The sequence below is a fragment of the Streptomyces sp. GL_148 genome (genome assembly GCF_057834205.1).
In genome coordinates, this window is sequence record NZ_CM174396.1 from 4,652,733 (window position 1) to 4,667,564 (window position 14,832).

Genomic DNA, 14,832 nt, shown 5'->3' on the forward strand with positions numbered 1-14,832 from the left:
AGGCCGGGAACCCCCCGACCGCGGGGTGGGGCTAGCCCCAGTCCTCGCGCGCGGGGCGCTCATGGTGTCCCGGGGCGCCGTCGGAGGGCTCCTGGTCATCGGGACTCCTGGTCAGCGGGCCCGGCGGGAGCGGATCAGCGCCCGCCCGCCCAACGCCGTGCCGGCCAGCCCGAGCAGCAGGGCCACGTAGGCCCCGCCCAGCCCGTTGCCGGTGCCGAGTCCACCATCGGCGGTGGCCGCGACCAGCCCGCCGAGGGCGGTGGCGATCAGCCCCGCGACCACGGCCGCCGCGGCTCCGAGCGAACCGCCGGCCGTGCCGAGACGACCGGCGGGCCGGGTCACCGCCAGCACGGCGACGATCACGGCGGCCAGACCCAACAGCCCGCCGGCGGTGGCTCCGAGCCTCCCCAGGCTGAACTCGGTGACACCGGCGGCGAACAGGCGGTGAGCGGACATCAGGATGCTCCTTCTCTTCCCACGACTGGATGTGGTGGGAGCATGTCGGCCGGGCCCCGGGCACGTCGTCCGGCAGCCGCAGACACTTCGCGCTACCGCGCCGGCGGCAGGCGCCGTGGAGCTACTGCGTGCGTGGTAGCCGTCCGGTCGTCCGGGAGCGGGATTCGCCCGCGGAGGCCACGGGCTACGGTGCGCGCATGAGCAAAGGACGGTTCCGCGTACGGGCCGGTGTCAGGGACTGGCTGATCGCCGTGGGCGTGGCGGCGGCGCTGCTGGTCACCGGTCTGTCGGGGCAGCACTCCGCCACGGGCCTCGGCCTGCTCGGCTACGCGCTGTTGACGGCCGGCGGCCTCGCGCTGGCCGCGGGCCGCCGGGCGCCGGTCGCCGTCCTCGCCGTCACCGGGCTCTGCGCGGTGGGCTACCAGGCGGCGGGCTTCGACGTCGCCGCCGTCGCGTTCCTCTTCGCCGTGTACGCGGCCATGCGGGCGGGACACCGCATCGTCACGGTGGCGGTGAGCGTGGCCGTGCTCGCCGCTCTCCCCCTCGCGGCCCTCGTCTCGGGCCCGCACGACACGGGCGAGGCGTTCGCGCAGGCCCGGGGCGCCCTTCAAATCGCCTGGCTCATCGCGGCCGCCGCCGCCGGTGAGGCCCTGCGGCAGGCCGAGCAGCGGGCCGAGGAAGCCGAGCGCACCCCCACATGGTGATCAGCCCACTGACCGCGAAGACCCACGTCAACCGGGCCATGACCAAACTCCACGCCCGCGACCGCGCCCAGCTCGTGATCCTCGCCTACGAATCCGGCCTGGTGGTCCCGAGCAGCCGGCCGCCCCACATCGGGTAGGTGGTCCTGGACGCCCGCCGGACGGCGCGAGCCTGACCGGCAAGATCCGAAAGAGACGGCCTCGCCGCCGGGCAGGTCACCGGACGCCTGGCCGTCACTCCCCGAACACGGAACACGGGCCCCGGCCCGAATGTGCGCCCCCACCCCGGGTAGGCGCATGACATGTCCGGTCACCTGTCCGCCCACCTGTCCGCTCCCCCCATCGACGGCACCCTGTCCCTGCTGCTCCACGGCTACGCGTGGGCCCCGGACCTTCGCCGGGCCCATGACGGCGCGCCGCTGGTCCACACCCGCCTGATGGGGCGGCCCGCGGTACTGCTGCACGGTCCGCAGGCCGTCGCCCTCTTCTACGACGAGTCGCACGTCGAGCGGCACGGCGCGCTGCCGTCGGCGGTGCTCGACACCCTCTTCGGCAGGGGAGCGGTGCACACCCTGGACGGGGCGGAGCACCGGGCGCGCAAAGGGCTGCTGACGTCGCTGCTGATGTCACCCGTGGCCATCGGCGGCCTGACCGCACGGGTGGAAACCGGCTGGCGCGAGGCCGTGGCCCGCTGGGACGGCTCTGGGGTGGTGCTGTTCGACGAGGTGGCGGATCTGCTCGCGGTAGCGGTCTGCGACTGGGTCGGTCTGCCGGTCACGCCGGACGCGGCCCGCGAGATCGCCGAGGACTGCGTGGCCATGGTGGACGGGTTCGCCACCGCCGGGCCCCGGCACGTACGGGCCCGCCGCGCCCGGCGCCGCCAGGATCAGGGCCTCATGGCCGCCGTGAACCGAGTCCGCGCGGACGACCCGCACCTGGTCGCCGGGACGGTGCTGGAGACGGTCGCCCTGCACCGTGAGCCGGACGGCACCCTGCTCGATCCGCACACGGCGGCCGTCGAGCTCCTCAACATCATCCGTCCGACCATCGCCATCACCTGGTACGTCACCTTCGCCGCACACGCCCTCCACCGCAATCCCGGCCTGCGTGACCAACTGCGTACCGACGGCCCCGCCCGCGCCCGCGCGTTCGCCCACGAAGTCCGCCGCTTCTACCCCTTCGTGCCCTTCGTCGCAGGCCTGGCCGCCCGCGACCTCACCTTCGCCGGCGAGCAGGTCCCGGCCGGAACGCTGCTCCTCCTCGACGTGTACGGGCACCATCACGACCCCGCCCTGTGGGAGCAGCCCTACCACTTCGTCCCCGAGCGTTTCCTGGGCCGCGAACCCGGCCTCGGCGAACTGATCCCCCAGGGCGGCGGCGACGCCCGCACCGGCCATCGGTGCCCCGGGGAGGACATCACCCTCTCCCTGCTCGCGGCTCTTTCCTCGGCCCTCGCCCACACGGACCCCGCCGTACCGCAACAGGACCTGTCCATCCCCCTGAACCGGATCCCCACCCGGCCCCGCAGCGGCTTCGTCATCGAGGCCGCGTCCCAGGTGAGGAGTCACCATGCCGCGCGCTCGTGATCTCCGCGGACCGGACCGGGAGCCCCGCCGGACCCCGGTCCCCAGCGTGGCCTGAGCCGTGTCCCGGGACATGACGACGAAGCGCCTGCTGGAGGAGTACGGGCTGACCCACGCCGAGGAAGCGGGCATCCGGCTGCGGAACACGCCCGCACCGCTCCACCAACTGCTGACCCTCTGCGTGCTGTTCTCCGTCCGCATCAAGGCCGGCATCGCGGTGGCCGCGGCCCGCGAGCTGTTCGAGGCCGGGCTGCGCACCCCACGGGCGATGGCCGCCTCCCTCTGGCAGGACCGCGTGGACGCACTCGGCCGCGCGCACTACCGCCGCTACGACGAGAGCACCGCCACCGCGCTCGGAGCCGGAGCCGAACTCGTCCTCGACCGGTACCGCGGAGACCTGCGCCGGCTGCGCGACGAGGCCGGCGGAGACCCGAACCGTGTCCGGGAGCTGCTGCGGGAGGTCCCGCGGATCGGCCCGGTCGGGGCGGACATCTTCTGCAGGGAGGCGCAGGGCGTCTGGCCCGAGCTGCGCCCGTCGTTCGACCGCCGGGCCCGCCGCGCCGCCGCCGCCCTCGGGCTCCCGAAGACCCCCGAGGGCCTGGCACGTCTCGTCCCCGCCGACGACCTGCCGAGGCTGGCCGCGGCCCTGGCCCGGGTCGAACTCTCCAAGGGAGCCGCCGCTGACCTGCGTAAGGCCGGCTGAGGCGGCTGCGGCCGGATTGCCGTGAGCCCTCTTGAGACGCGCCCGCCGGTCAGGAGCGGCCGGGTCCGGCGGGGCCCGCGGGGCCGGCGATGCTGAACACCGCGCCTTCGGGGTCCCGCAGGGTGATCTCGTGGGGGGAGAGGCCGGAGCCGGTCTCGGACACGGTGCTGCCGCCCAGTCCGAGGGCCGCCTTCACCGCGGTTTCGAGGTCGGGCACCCGGAAGTGGACGTGCCAGCGCGGCCGCAGATGCGGGTCCGGAGCCTGCGCGAGCGTCCCGCCGTGCAGGCGCGCCACCGTCCGGCCCGCGTGGCGCAGCAGGATGCGCTCGCTCTCCTCCGCGTACGCGACCTCGCAGCAGCCGGCGTGCTCGCAGGCCCACTCCAGGACCTCGCCGTAGAAGATGGCGGCGTCGAAGGCGTTCCTCGTGCGCAGTTCGAACCAGGCCGGAGCGGCATCCCCGCCCATACCCCAGTCGGGGATGGCATCGCCCTGCCAGATCCCGAAGACCGCCCCGTCGAGGTCCGAGGCGAGCGCCGCCCGTCCGGTGCCGAAGGCCAAGGGGCCCACGGCGACGGTTCCGCTGCGTTCGAGGACGCGCGCCGCCGTGACGTCGGCATCGTCCACGGCGAAGTACGGAGTCCAGACCACGGGGGTCGTGAGCTTCGGGGGCAGGGAGCCGAGGCCGGCCACCGGGATCCCGTCGGCGAAGCCGACGGAGAACGCCTCTCCGAGGCGGACGGGTCCGAATTCCCAGCCGAGAACCGCCCCGTAGAACTGCTGCGCGGCGCCGAGATCGCGGGACAGCAGGCTGACCCAGCAGGGTGCGCCGAACGTTTCGTGACTCGATGTCGACACGACGGTCAACCCCATCCGCTGGTGCGCCCCAAAAGCCCCTCCCACGGTACTCGGGGGTGCCCGCCGGACGGTACGCAGGCGCGCGGGCATGGCCCGTCCGTGAAGCCGTGTCTCCGGCGTGAGGGGAGGGAAGACTGAAGTGGAGGGGGGAATCGAACGAGGAGGGATGGGGCCATGGACACCAGTGGTCGGACCCCCCGTGTAGTGGTCGGCGTCGACGGATCCCCGGCGTCGTACGAGGCGCTCCGGTGGGCGGTGCGGTACGCACGCCTGATCGCGGCGACGGTGGACGCCGTGGCGGCCTACGAGCTGCCCGGCGCGATCGGCTGGTCGGCTCCGCCGCCCGGACGCGACGGGTGACGACGAGTCCACCGACCGTGCCTGACCGGCCTGCCACCGGTCCCGTCCCCTCATGAACAACCGGAAGCACCATGACGAATCCGAATCCCAATCCCAATCCGAAGCCGAATCTGAATCTGAACACCGGTCCGCCCACCCACCCGTTCCCCCGGGATCCCGCGGATCCGCATCCAGCGCCGCCGACGCACCCGTGGCCCGGCGATCCCGAGGCACCCCGACCGGCACCCGTGCCCGCCCCAGGACCGGAGCCAGAGCCCGATCGGCCGCCGTCCCCGCCCCTCCAGGGAGGCCGGAGGTGACCATGCCCCCCAAGAAGGGTCTCGCGGAGTACCGGCGCCGGCGTGACTTCTCGAAGACCAAGGAGCCCAAGGGCAGCGGCGCCGGCCCCGCCCGTGAGCCGGACGGGCCGGACGGGCCGGAGGAGCGGCCCTCGTTCGTGGTGCAGATCCACGACGCGACCGCCCTGCACTTCGACTTCCGGCTGGAGGTGGACGGCGTACTGAAGTCCTGGGCGGTGCCCAAGGGCCCGTCCAGCGACCCGCACGACAAACGGCTGGCCATGCCCACCGAGGACCATCCCATGGAGTACCGGGAGTTCGAGGGCGTCATCGCCGAGGGCGAGTACGGCGCGGGCAGCGTGATCATCTGGGACGAGGGCACCTACCGCAACCTCTCGGCCGGCCGGGACGGTACCCGGATCCCGTTCGCCGCGGCGCTGGCAGCGGGCCACGCGAGCTTCTGGCTGGACGGCCGCAAGCTGCACGGCGGCTACGCCCTCACCCGCTTCCGCAACGCCGACGCCGACGGCGAACGCGAAGCGTGGCTGCTGGTCAAGCACGCCGACGGACGCGCTTCCCCGAAGGGCACGCCAGACCCCTGGCGAGCCCGGTCGACGCGCTCCAGGCGCACCCTGAGGCAGATGGCCGAGGCAGCCGGTGGGCAGCCGTGAACAGCCTCCTGGACCGGCTGCCCGAGCCGCAGCAGGACCTGCCCATCCCGCGACCTCACCCGCGAACGCCCCGCCGCCGGGAGGAAACGATGACCACGACTCACAGCATCCGGGCGGGCAGCCGCACCCTCCAGGTCAGTCGCCCGGAGAAGGTCCTGTTCCCGCACGACGGCATCACCAAGGCCGACCTCGTCGCCTACTACCGCACGGTGGCCCGCCGGATGGTGCCCCACCTGCGGGCGCGCCCGCAGGTGGGGCACCATCCGGACGGCGTCGACGGCCAGGGCTTCCTCCAGAAGGAGATCCCGGACCATTTCCCGGACTGGATCCACCGGGCCGAGCTCCCGAAGGAGGGCGGCACCGTCACCCACGTCCTGTGCGACGACACCGCCACCCTGCTCTACCTCGCCGACCAGGGGTGCGTCACCTTGCACCGCTGGCTCTCCAAGGCCGACCGCCCCGACAACCCGGACCGCCTCGTCATCGACCTCGCCGACCTGCTCGTCACCCGCCATCCCGACCGGCTCACCACCGCGCCACGCAAACAGGCCCGCGGGGACCGGCTCTACCTGGACGTCCAGCGCAACGCGTACGCGCAGACCGCCGTCGCGCCCTACGCCGTCCGGGCCCGGCCCGGAGCCCCCGTGGCGGCGCCGCTGAGCTGGGACGACCTCGACGACCCGGACCTGCACGCGCGCCGCTGGACCCTCGCCGACGCGGACGACCTCCTGAAGGCGAACCCATGGGCCGACGCCCCGCGCGGCCGTTCCCTCACCGCAGCCGTCCGCCGGCTCGCCGGACTGTGAAGCGGGTTTGGCGACGGGCCGAGCGGAAAGACGCCAGGCACGGGAGGTGGAGGGCCCGGATGGGGTGCTGCACCCGCCTCCCGGCCACCGATTTCGAGAGCATGTGGGGCGAGATGGGCGATCTCGAGTGGGTGCCGCAGTCCTGCACGCTGCCGACCGAGGAGAGACCGCTGCGGGTCGCGGAGTGGGACTCGCTGCTGGCCGAGCGGCTGACCTCGCTGTCCCGCCCGGCGGCGCTGCGCCTGAGCCTTTCCCTGGCCGCGGGCCCCGGTGTCGAGGAGGCCGTACGTGACCTGGTGGAGCGGGAGAGCGCCTGCTGCTCCTTCTTCGCCTTCACGGTCAGCCCCGGCGAGGACGTGATCGGGCTGGACATCGAGGTCGGGCCCGAGCACGAGACGGTGCTGAACGCCCTGGTGGCCCGGGCAGCGCCGCCGTAGCTGCTCCTGCGCGGCGAAGAGCTAGGGGAGGCGACGCATGCGGCTGCCGGGGAGCCCTCGAACCGTGAAGATCCCCGCCGCGGGCCGCCGCTAGTGCTGTGACCGGAAAGGTTCACCGGGTCGCGGCGCCCGGCACGGCACCTCGCCGCGTTGTCGGACCGCGCAAGTACGTCCAGTACGAGGCACGGCCCTCCGCCTTGCGAGGCACCGCACCGAACACCGCGACCCGGCAAACCTTTCCGGCCACAGCACTAGGGTCCCGGTATGACCGTCGCTCGTTCCATCGCCCTGTTCGCCGTCGCCGCCCTCTTCGAGATCGGCGGGGCCTGGCTCGTCTGGCAGGGCATCCGCGAGCACAAGGGCTGGATCTGGATCGGCGCCGGCGTCATCGCGCTCGGCCTGTACGGGGTCGTGGCGACCTTCCAGTCCGACGACGACTTCGGCCGCATCCTCGCCGCCTACGGCGGGATCTTCGTCGCCGGATCCATCGCCTGGGGCATGGTCGCCGACGGCTACCGCCCCGACCGTTACGACATCATCGGCGCCCTGGTCTGCCTCGCCGGCATGGCCGTCATCATGTACGCGCCCCGCAGCCACTGACGCTGCCGATCACTCACCACGGGGTTCCCCGGTGGAGGCTGCGGTCACCTCGCGGTGAGGAACCGCGTCACGATACCGGCGGTCTCCTCCGCAAGGGCTGCTGCGCCGCACCCGCGGCAGCGGCCGCACCGTCCGTCACTGCCGCCACGGACCCCTGCGGCTGCCACCCCGGCTGCGACCGCTGCGACGACTGAACCGACCGCCACACCAACCGGCGCTCCGACCGGACGGTCCCCTGGTTCAGGTCAGGACTGCGGCGGCTTGCCCTGGTCGGGATCCGAGCCCAGTTGCTGCTTGAGCTTGTCCTGGGTGGTGTCCACCTGGGAGCTGTACTTTCCCTGGGTCTTCTCGTCGACGAAGTCGCCGGCCTTGTCGATGCCCTGACCGGCCTGGTCCTCGTGGCCCTTCAGCATCTGCTTGAGCTTGTCCATCATGGACATGGGGCGTCCTTCCCTCGGGCGGGGTTTCTCGCACTGCCAGCATCAGCCACAGCCCCCGAGGCCGCATCCGGGGCCTCGACCCGGTCCCGCACGGTGTGCGGGGAGATGAACAGCGCCGCTGCGATCTCCGTGGTGGCCAGCCCGCGCGAGACGAGCTGGGCGATCTCCAGCTCGCGCGGCGTCAGGCCGTACTCCTTGGCGATGAGGACCGCCCGGTCGGCGGCGGCTGCACCGCCTGTCCGGTCACGGCCCCGGGCGATCGCCCGGGCCTGCAGCGCGGTGGCGACCACCCAGATCGGCAGCCTCAGGCCCAACGGGGAGGAGATGGAAGGGCATTGCGGGCATAGCGGCCCGAGCGGCCCGGGCCGCTCGGACGATCGCCACGGCCGGGGATTGACCGCGGCGGCCTGGGCGGCGACAGCTTTTAGGATCTTCGGCATGGCAACGAGACTTGTGCAGATCAATATGAAGGCTCAGGACGACTCCGTGCTCGGCCGGTTCTGGGCGGAGGCACTCGGTTGGGGTGTCGACAGCGAGGGACCCGGCGTCACGAACCTCGAACCCGTGGGTTTCGCCTACCCCGACCCCGTGGCCGTCTGCATCGACATCATCGCCCGCCCGGAAGTCAAAACGGTGAAGAACCGGGTGCACCTTGATCTGGCCACCACCTCGACCGCCCATCAGGCGGAGCTGGTCGCGCGCCTGAAGGGTCTCGGCGCGACGCTCGCCGACGTGGGTCAGGGCGACGTCCCCTGGACGGTCATGGCCGACCCGGAAGGCAACGAGTTCTGCGTCCTGGAGCCCCGCCCGATCTACCAGGACACCGGGCCGATCGCCGCGGTGGTGGTCGACTGCACCGACCCACGAGCGATGGCCCGGTTCTGGGGCCAGGCGATGGACTGGACGCTGCACGAGGTCGCCGACGACCACGCGACCATGCGGTCCGCCCAAGGCGTCGGCCCCTACCTGGAGTTCCTCCGCACCCCCGACGCCAAGAGTGTGTGGAACCGCGTCCACCTCGACGTCTGCCCCTACCCCGATGACGACCTGAAAGCAGAAGAAGCCCGACTGCGCGCCCTGGGCGCCACCGACCCCGGTATCGACCAGTCCGCAATCTCCTGGACGATTCTGGCCGACCCGGAAGGCAACGAGTTCTGCCTCCTCAGTCCTCGCTGACCCTGAGCGGCCGCCCGCGCCGCCAAGATCCGAAAGAGACGGCCTAGACCTCACCCCGAGACCATGATCGCCGGACAGCTGGACCGGCCTGGTGGCCCCGCTCCCGCGACCTCGCAGCCGAGCTCCCACCGGGTCTCGGTGATGATGCGGACCCGTCGGCGGAGCGGCCGGCGGAGGCGGGCGGCCGGACAGTCGTGGAGCGTCGGCGGCACCGTGCACGTCGCCGACCTGCGACGGCGCGGCGACCGCACCCCGTGGACGGGGACCGAGCTGCCTCTCCGTCGCCGGGGGCGCCGCGCGGATCAGCGTGCCGACCGGGCGGCGCTGCCGACCCGGCGGCCTGAATCCCGGGCCGCCGGGTGGACCGTACACTCGGCCCATGGGTCGCACACGTTCTTCGAGGCAGTGCCTGCAGCAGGCCGCCTCCGTGATGCGCCCGGCCGCCGGGGTTCCGACCGTCGTCGACCCGGCCGGCACGGCCTTCGCCGCGGTGCCCGAGACCCGCCGTACCGCCCTGCACGGCCACGGCTAGCGCTTCGCGCTTCCGCCTCCGGCTCCTCCGCTCCACATCACCACAGCAGCTTCCCGGCATGCCGCCGGCGCTGCCGCCTGGCTACGGCCGCATGCCCGGGCCCGAGCCCCCTCGAAGGGACCATTGTGAAGCTGAGCGAATTGCTGGCCGGGCAGGAGCACCACGTTCTCCAGGGTGATCCGGACACGACACTGATCACCGCGGGAGCCACCTTCGACGCCGACCGGGTGACGCCGGGCTCGCTCTTCATCGCCGTACCCGGACACCGGGAAGGCGGCCCCGGCGCCGTCTCACCCGCCCTGGCCCGGGGCGCCGCCGCCGTACTCGTCGACGGCAGCGAACCCGGCCTGCCGGCTGCGGCGTGGCCCCTGGGCGCCTGCGCCGTCCGGGTGCCCGACACGCGGAGGGCCGCCGCGGTGGTGGCCTCCCGCTACTTCGGCGAGCCCGGACGCCAGATGGACATGGTGGCGATCACCGGCACCAACGGGAAGACCTCGGTCTCGTACATGGTCGAGTCCGTCCTGCGGATCGCCGAGGGCTCCAGGGTCGGGGTGATCGGAACCGCCGGAAGCAGGATCGGCGACGAGCCGATCCCGATGCCGCCATCGGTGCTGACCACGCCGGAATCTCCCGACCTGCAGTACCTCCTGGGGTACATGCGCGACCGCGGGGCCGCCGGCGTGGTGCTGGAGGCCACCTCGATGGCGCTGCTGACGTACCGGGTGGACCGTACGTTCATCGACGTCGGGATCTTCACCAACCTCACGCAGGACCATCTGGACGACCACGGAACGATGGCGGACTACCGGGACGCCAAGCTGCGGCTCTTCCAGGGCCTGTGCCGGCGCGCGGTCGTCAACGTCGACGACCCGGTGGGCGCGTCCATCGTGTCGATGATGCCGGGCGCGGTGACCACGTACGCCCTGGACCGCCCTGCCGACTACCGGGCCACCGACCTCGTGGTGAGTGCGTCGGGTACGCGGTTCACCCTCCACCACGACGGACGCGCCTACCCGGCCTCGATCCCCGTCCCCGGCCGGTTCTCCGTCGCCAACGCGCTGGCCACCGTGGCGGCCTGCCACGTGCTGGGGCACGAGCTGGGTCCCCTGGTCGACGCGCTCGACCGGATGCCGCCGGTCCCGGGCCGGATGGAACGCTTCCGGACCCCGCTGGGCACGTCGGTGATCGTGGACTACGCCCACTCGCCGGACTCCCTGGACAAGGTCCTGACCGCCATCCGGGGCTTCGCCCGCGGCCGGGTGATCACGGTCTTCGGCTGCGGCGGGGACCGCGACACCACCAAACGGGCCGAGATGGGCCGGATCGCCGGGACCCATTCCGACCTCTGTGTCCTGACCTCGGACAACCCCCGCAACGAGGACCCCGAGGCCATTCTGGACCAGGTCTCTGCCGGCCTCACGGCGACCGGTACCCCCTTCCAGCGCTACGCCGACCGCCGCCAGGCGATCGCCTTCGCCCTGTCCGGGGCGGGCCCCGACGACACGGTCCTGATCGCAGGCAAGGGCAGCGAACCACACCAGATCGTCGGTGAGGAGCTGCTCCCCTTCAGCGACATGGCCACGGTGCGCGAACTGGCCCAGGCCTAGATTGGCGAAGCCGTCGTACGAAGGCCCACCTGCGCACGTCCGTGGTCAGATCGTGGCCACGGACGCCGCGAAGTCGACGATCGCCTTCCGCAGCGGTGCGGCCGCGGCCTTCGGCTCGGAGCGGGTGTCCAGTCCGAGCACCAGGATGCGGCCCACCAGCCCGCGCGGCCCTCGGAATTCCAGACGGTGGCTGGACGGTCCTTGGGGATCGGGGTGGACCAGGAGTGCGAGGGGATTCGTGGGGTCGGTGTAGCCGGCGATATAGGTGAGGAGTTGGTGGCGATCCTCACGGGAAACATTGCGCTGTGCATAGTTCTTGTACTTCGCGTCCACGGCCAGGTAGGTCGCGGACGATGCACCGGGCGGGCCGAAGGACAACAGTGCGTCGGGCAGGAGGGGAGGGGTGCTGCTCCCGTGCCTGCCGTGTGTGCGGATGTGGTCGCCCGCACCCCGGGCCCGCCGGCCACCGACGGCCGTCGCCGCCTCCTCCGCCATCCGCCGGACCACGCTCTCCCAGAGGTCGTCCAGCTTGAGCAGCAGCCCTTGCGCCCTGAAGCCGTACGGGTCCAGCAGGTCGTTGGGCCCGCCGCCGCCCAGCACCATGCGTGCCCATGCGTGTGCGGGCCGGTAGGGGGCGTTGAGCGCGGAGTACTGCGCACGAGCGAGCAGCGGCAGCACGTCAGAAGGCCGGAGAGTGGTCGGGAAGTCCGCTGCCGTGGTGGTCAGTTGGTGCTTGAGGAGCGGTGAGGTCGACTGCCCGGCCGCAACGGTCAGGGCGGCTCCGCACACCAGGTTCTCCCAGCCCCCGTTCTCGTACTCGAAGGTCCTGACGTGCAGCTGGTCGACCGTGCCGAAGCACCGGGTGGCCTGTGCTTCCACGTTCAGCCGGCCCCGCAGCGTGGTGTCCACGCGCTGTCGGCGCACGTAGTTCCGGCGCAGGCCGCGGCGCAACAGCAGGCGGCACTCATGCAGCAGGGCCGCGGGCACCAGCCCCGCATAACCGTCGCTGCCGATAGGCCAATTGCGCAGCTCTTCGTCGGTGGTGCTGTTCTGTCCGTTGGCGTACGAGAGCCAGTCGATCAGCCGGTTTCCCGCGATGGGGAACTTGGGGCGGAGCACCAGCCGGATGCGGCTGAGCTCCAGCACCCCGGTAACCGTCCGTGCGGTGAGGACGTAGTGGTCCTGCTTCTCCACCACGCCGATGGATTTGAGGGAGCGAAGTCTGTGGAGATCGGCGGAGCTCAGATCGGATTTCGGTACTTTGTCGGACGCGTACTCATCGAGCGTCACTTCCCTCCTCGAGGCTCCCGGTGGCACCGGCTACACCTCGGCCCATTCGTGCTCGACGGACAGGCCGTCCTCGTCGGTGATCCCAGCGGTGACGAAGACCTTCGCCAGCATTCCGGGAAGGTCCCGCGGATTCGTCTGGACGACCCGGCCGGTCTTGTTGTCCACCAGCTCGCCCAGAACGGCCCGCAGCATTTCGGGGCGGCCGAGGCAGTAGTCCGTCACGAGCGGCACGATCTCGTGGTGGAAGGCATGGGAGAGCTGTTCGACGGTGGCGAGCGGACGGTCGTCCGAGAGGAGGTACGCCTGGCCGAGGAGATGGTCCGGGCCGAAATGCGTGTCGAGCCGCTCGTTCAGACCCTCCAGCAAGGAGGCCAGCCCAAGCCCTTCGACCTCACCGTCCAGCGCATCCAGGTCCGGCGGTACGTCGAGGAACGCGAACCTGCGCCGGATCGCGGAGTCGAGGTGGCTCACGCTGCGATCGGCGGAGTTCATGGTGCCGATGATGCGGACGTTCGGTGGCACGGTCTGCTGTCGCCCGCTCGTCGGCAAGGTGATGGAGACCGATCCCCGCTTGTCGAGTTCCAGCAGAGTGATCAACTCGCCCAGAATGCGCGGCAGATCACCACGATTGATTTCGTCCACGACGATCAGGAAGATCTCGTCCGGGAGCTTCTCGGCGGCCGCACAGACCCGGAGGAAGACCCCCTTCTTCATCTTCAGATGGAGGCCGGCCCCGTCCGCCGACGTGTCCGGCCTGAAGCCCTCGACGAAGTCTTCGTAGCCGTAGGACGGATGGAAGGTCACCATCGTGAGCTGTGCGGCCCGGTCCTCCCCGGACTCGTTCGCGTCCTCGGGCACGGCGGACAGTGCCGCGAGAACAGCGGCCCGCTGTGCAGGGGACGCCTCGATCAGGTCCGCACGTCCCGCAAGGGCCAGGGCGACGCTGAGCGCCAGCCGGGTCTTGCCGGTGCCGGGCGGTCCTTGGAGTACCACCTGTCCCTTGTGCTCCAGGAGATCCCGTACGGTCCGCACATCATCGGGCAGTTCGTCCATGGGAAGCACGGCAACCTCAGCCGCGCCCCTCTCCAGGACGCCGGTTTCGCCGTTCCCCTCGGCCTCGCCTGCCAGGCCGTGAGCATCGGCTGCGCCGTGTCGGCCCCGCCCGTGCCTGATCTCCCGCATCAGGGTGGCGGGCACCTTGGCGAGCGTCTGTTGCCAGGCGTGCCGGGGTGCCTCGAAGCTCTGGGCGTACGAAGTGTCCCAGTCCACGCCAACGGTGTGGCGGTGATTCGGTACCGCGGACTCGTACGCGTAGCCGCCCACCACGGTGCCCACGGCCAGCACCTCTGACTTTCCTCGGTTGGCGATGATGAGATCGCCGCGCTCCAAGTCACGGAAAGCCAGCATCTGCCGCGCGAGCCGCAGGTTTCCGCCGGCGCTGCGAGGCCAGTGCTGGTCCAGTGCGGCCTTGAGTTCCTGGTCGCTCTCGTACTGCCCCAGACTGCCGACCTCGTCCCAGCCGATCCGGATGCGATGCCTCTGGAAGCAGTCGTCCCAGAGGCTCGCGCGCTCCCCGGGGGCGATCTTCCAGACCACCCGGTCATGCGGCCGCGGATCGTGGAAGGTGTACAGATAGTCCATCACCTCATGCGGGCTCCACCCTTTGAGCTCCTCATACGCACTCAGGAGTGCGAGGAGCTCGCGGTTCGCCCGCCATGTACGCGTACCGGAGGAGTACGCACGCGGCTTGCCACCCAGCAGCGCGGTGAAGTGGCGGACGTGCGCGGCCGAGAACACGGGCAGGAACTCGCCGGGGAAGTAGACCGCCAGTGCTTTGGTGGTCAGTGCCTGGCCGTATGACAGCGACTCCAGGTCGGCCAGACGTTCGTACGCTCGTTGACCCGCCGCATCGAAGGCCGTCACGAACTCGGAGCGCACCTGGGCCCAAGCCGCCTGCACCGTGAGCCCGCTCAGTGCGCTGGGCACGACTCGCCACTGGCCCGACCGGTGTTGGTAGACGATGTGCTTCGCCGCGCTGCCCCCGCGAATGCTGCCGAAGTTGTCGGTGCCGTACTCCATCAGCCGACAGAAGGAGAGCCCGTTCCGGCGGCCGTCGGGTCCCAGCGCATACTGCTCCAGTTCCAGGTCTCCCCAGTCCGACAACGGAAACGAGTCGAGAACGCGCTGCCGTTCCTCCTCCGCCAGACCGGCGCGGAGCTGCGCTCCCTCCCGATCGAATTGCGCAATGCGCGTGGCGAGCCCTTCTCGGAACCGTCCGTCATCAGCCATGCGCCCATTCTTTGGCATCCGGCCGGGCAGGCAGCCCCGCATCGGGA

General features: G+C 71.6%; 16 protein-coding genes and 2 pseudogenes. 12 read left to right on the forward strand and 6 right to left on the reverse strand.

Going from position 1 to position 14,832, the window contains the following annotated elements; all coding sequences use genetic code 11:
* Window positions 1–111 precede the first annotated feature (111 nt).
* Window positions 112–456 (reverse strand): DUF6223 family protein, encoded by a 345-nt coding sequence (locus tag AC3IYI_RS21490; RefSeq protein ID WP_489405308.1) that lies wholly within the window; start codon window positions 454–456, stop codon window positions 112–114.
* A 197-nt stretch (window positions 457–653) separates the two neighbouring features.
* Between AC3IYI_RS21490 and AC3IYI_RS21495 the strand changes: the two are divergent.
* The 4 genes and pseudogenes from AC3IYI_RS21495 to AC3IYI_RS21510 all read left to right on the forward strand — a co-directional run.
* Window positions 654–1,148, forward strand: a pseudogene (locus tag AC3IYI_RS21495) (sensor histidine kinase); the annotation flags it as partial.
* 5 nt (window positions 1,149–1,153) lie between these two features.
* Window positions 1,154–1,297 (forward strand): annotated as a pseudogene (locus tag AC3IYI_RS21500) (LuxR C-terminal-related transcriptional regulator); the annotation flags it as partial.
* Between the two features lie 162 nt (window positions 1,298–1,459).
* Complete coding sequence (locus AC3IYI_RS21505) at window positions 1,460–2,743, forward strand: cytochrome P450 (RefSeq protein WP_489405309.1); 1,284 nt, start codon at window positions 1,460–1,462, stop codon at window positions 2,741–2,743.
* 70 nt (window positions 2,744–2,813) lie between these two features.
* Window positions 2,814–3,443 carry an endonuclease gene (locus tag AC3IYI_RS21510; protein ID WP_489405310.1) on the forward strand — a complete coding sequence of 210 codons (630 nt, stop codon included), beginning with the start codon at window positions 2,814–2,816 and terminating at the stop codon, window positions 3,441–3,443.
* Between the two features lie 49 nt (window positions 3,444–3,492).
* On the opposite strand, the gene AC3IYI_RS21515 is transcribed toward AC3IYI_RS21510, so the two are convergent.
* On the reverse strand, window positions 3,493–4,248 hold the full coding sequence (locus AC3IYI_RS21515) for a VOC family protein (protein ID WP_489411606.1): 756 nt from the start codon (window positions 4,246–4,248) through the stop codon (window positions 3,493–3,495).
* A 225-nt stretch (window positions 4,249–4,473) separates the two neighbouring features.
* On the opposite strand from AC3IYI_RS21515, the gene AC3IYI_RS21520 reads away from it, so the two are divergent.
* The 5 genes from AC3IYI_RS21520 (at window position 4,474) to AC3IYI_RS21540 (ending at window position 7,451) form a co-directional block, all read left to right on the forward strand.
* Window positions 4,474–4,659 carry a universal stress protein gene (locus AC3IYI_RS21520; protein ID WP_489405311.1) on the forward strand — a complete coding sequence of 62 codons (186 nt, stop codon included), beginning with the start codon at window positions 4,474–4,476 and terminating at the stop codon, window positions 4,657–4,659.
* A 301-nt stretch (window positions 4,660–4,960) separates the two neighbouring features.
* Window positions 4,961–5,608, forward strand: coding sequence for a DNA polymerase ligase N-terminal domain-containing protein (locus AC3IYI_RS21525; RefSeq protein WP_489411607.1), 648 nt, complete (start codon window positions 4,961–4,963; stop codon window positions 5,606–5,608).
* Window positions 5,609–5,697: 89 nt separating this feature from the next.
* Entirely contained in the window at window positions 5,698–6,414 is a 717-nt protein-coding gene (gene ligD, locus AC3IYI_RS21530) for a non-homologous end-joining DNA ligase LigD (protein ID WP_489405312.1), read from the forward strand.
* Window positions 6,415–6,473: 59 nt separating this feature from the next.
* On the forward strand, window positions 6,474–6,851 hold the full coding sequence (locus tag AC3IYI_RS21535) for a hypothetical protein (RefSeq protein WP_489405313.1): 378 nt from the start codon (window positions 6,474–6,476) through the stop codon (window positions 6,849–6,851).
* Window positions 6,852–7,115: 264 nt separating this feature from the next.
* On the forward strand, window positions 7,116–7,451 hold the full coding sequence (locus AC3IYI_RS21540; RefSeq protein WP_489405314.1) for a YnfA family protein: 336 nt from the start codon (window positions 7,116–7,118) through the stop codon (window positions 7,449–7,451).
* Window positions 7,452–7,696: 245 nt separating this feature from the next.
* On the opposite strand, the gene AC3IYI_RS21545 is transcribed toward AC3IYI_RS21540, so the two are convergent.
* Together AC3IYI_RS21545 and AC3IYI_RS21550 are read right to left on the reverse strand one after the other, a co-directional pair.
* Window positions 7,697–7,891: an antitoxin gene (locus AC3IYI_RS21545; protein WP_489405315.1), complete on the reverse strand. Its 195-nt coding sequence runs from the start codon at window positions 7,889–7,891 to the stop codon at window positions 7,697–7,699.
* Window positions 7,882–8,205: a helix-turn-helix transcriptional regulator gene (locus tag AC3IYI_RS21550; RefSeq protein WP_489405316.1), complete on the reverse strand. Its 324-nt coding sequence runs from the start codon at window positions 8,203–8,205 to the stop codon at window positions 7,882–7,884. Before AC3IYI_RS21550 ends, AC3IYI_RS21545 begins: the two co-directional genes overlap by 10 nt.
* A 124-nt stretch (window positions 8,206–8,329) precedes the next feature.
* Here AC3IYI_RS21550 and AC3IYI_RS21555 point away from each other — a divergent pair, with 124 nt between their 5' ends.
* The 3 genes from AC3IYI_RS21555 to AC3IYI_RS21565 all read left to right on the forward strand — a co-directional run bounded on the left by AC3IYI_RS21555 (window position 8,330) and on the right by AC3IYI_RS21565 (window position 11,206).
* Window positions 8,330–9,067 (forward strand): VOC family protein, encoded by a 738-nt coding sequence (locus tag AC3IYI_RS21555; protein ID WP_489405317.1) that lies wholly within the window; start codon window positions 8,330–8,332, stop codon window positions 9,065–9,067.
* 379 nt (window positions 9,068–9,446) lie between these two features.
* Window positions 9,447–9,599, forward strand: coding sequence for a hypothetical protein (locus AC3IYI_RS21560; RefSeq protein ID WP_489405318.1), 153 nt, complete (start codon window positions 9,447–9,449; stop codon window positions 9,597–9,599).
* 125 nt (window positions 9,600–9,724) lie between these two features.
* Complete coding sequence (locus tag AC3IYI_RS21565) at window positions 9,725–11,206, forward strand: UDP-N-acetylmuramoyl-L-alanyl-D-glutamate--2,6-diaminopimelate ligase (RefSeq protein WP_489405319.1); 1,482 nt, start codon at window positions 9,725–9,727, stop codon at window positions 11,204–11,206.
* A gap of 45 nt (window positions 11,207–11,251) precedes the next feature.
* On the opposite strand, the gene AC3IYI_RS21570 is transcribed toward AC3IYI_RS21565, so the two are convergent.
* Both AC3IYI_RS21570 and AC3IYI_RS21575 read right to left on the reverse strand, forming a co-directional pair.
* On the reverse strand, window positions 11,252–12,496 hold the full coding sequence (locus AC3IYI_RS21570) for a 5-methylcytosine restriction system specificity protein McrC (RefSeq protein ID WP_489405320.1): 1,245 nt from the start codon (window positions 12,494–12,496) through the stop codon (window positions 11,252–11,254).
* Between the two features lie 30 nt (window positions 12,497–12,526).
* Window positions 12,527–14,785 (reverse strand): McrB family protein, encoded by a 2,259-nt coding sequence (locus AC3IYI_RS21575; protein WP_489405321.1) that lies wholly within the window; start codon window positions 14,783–14,785, stop codon window positions 12,527–12,529.
* Window positions 14,786–14,832 lie beyond the last annotated feature (47 nt).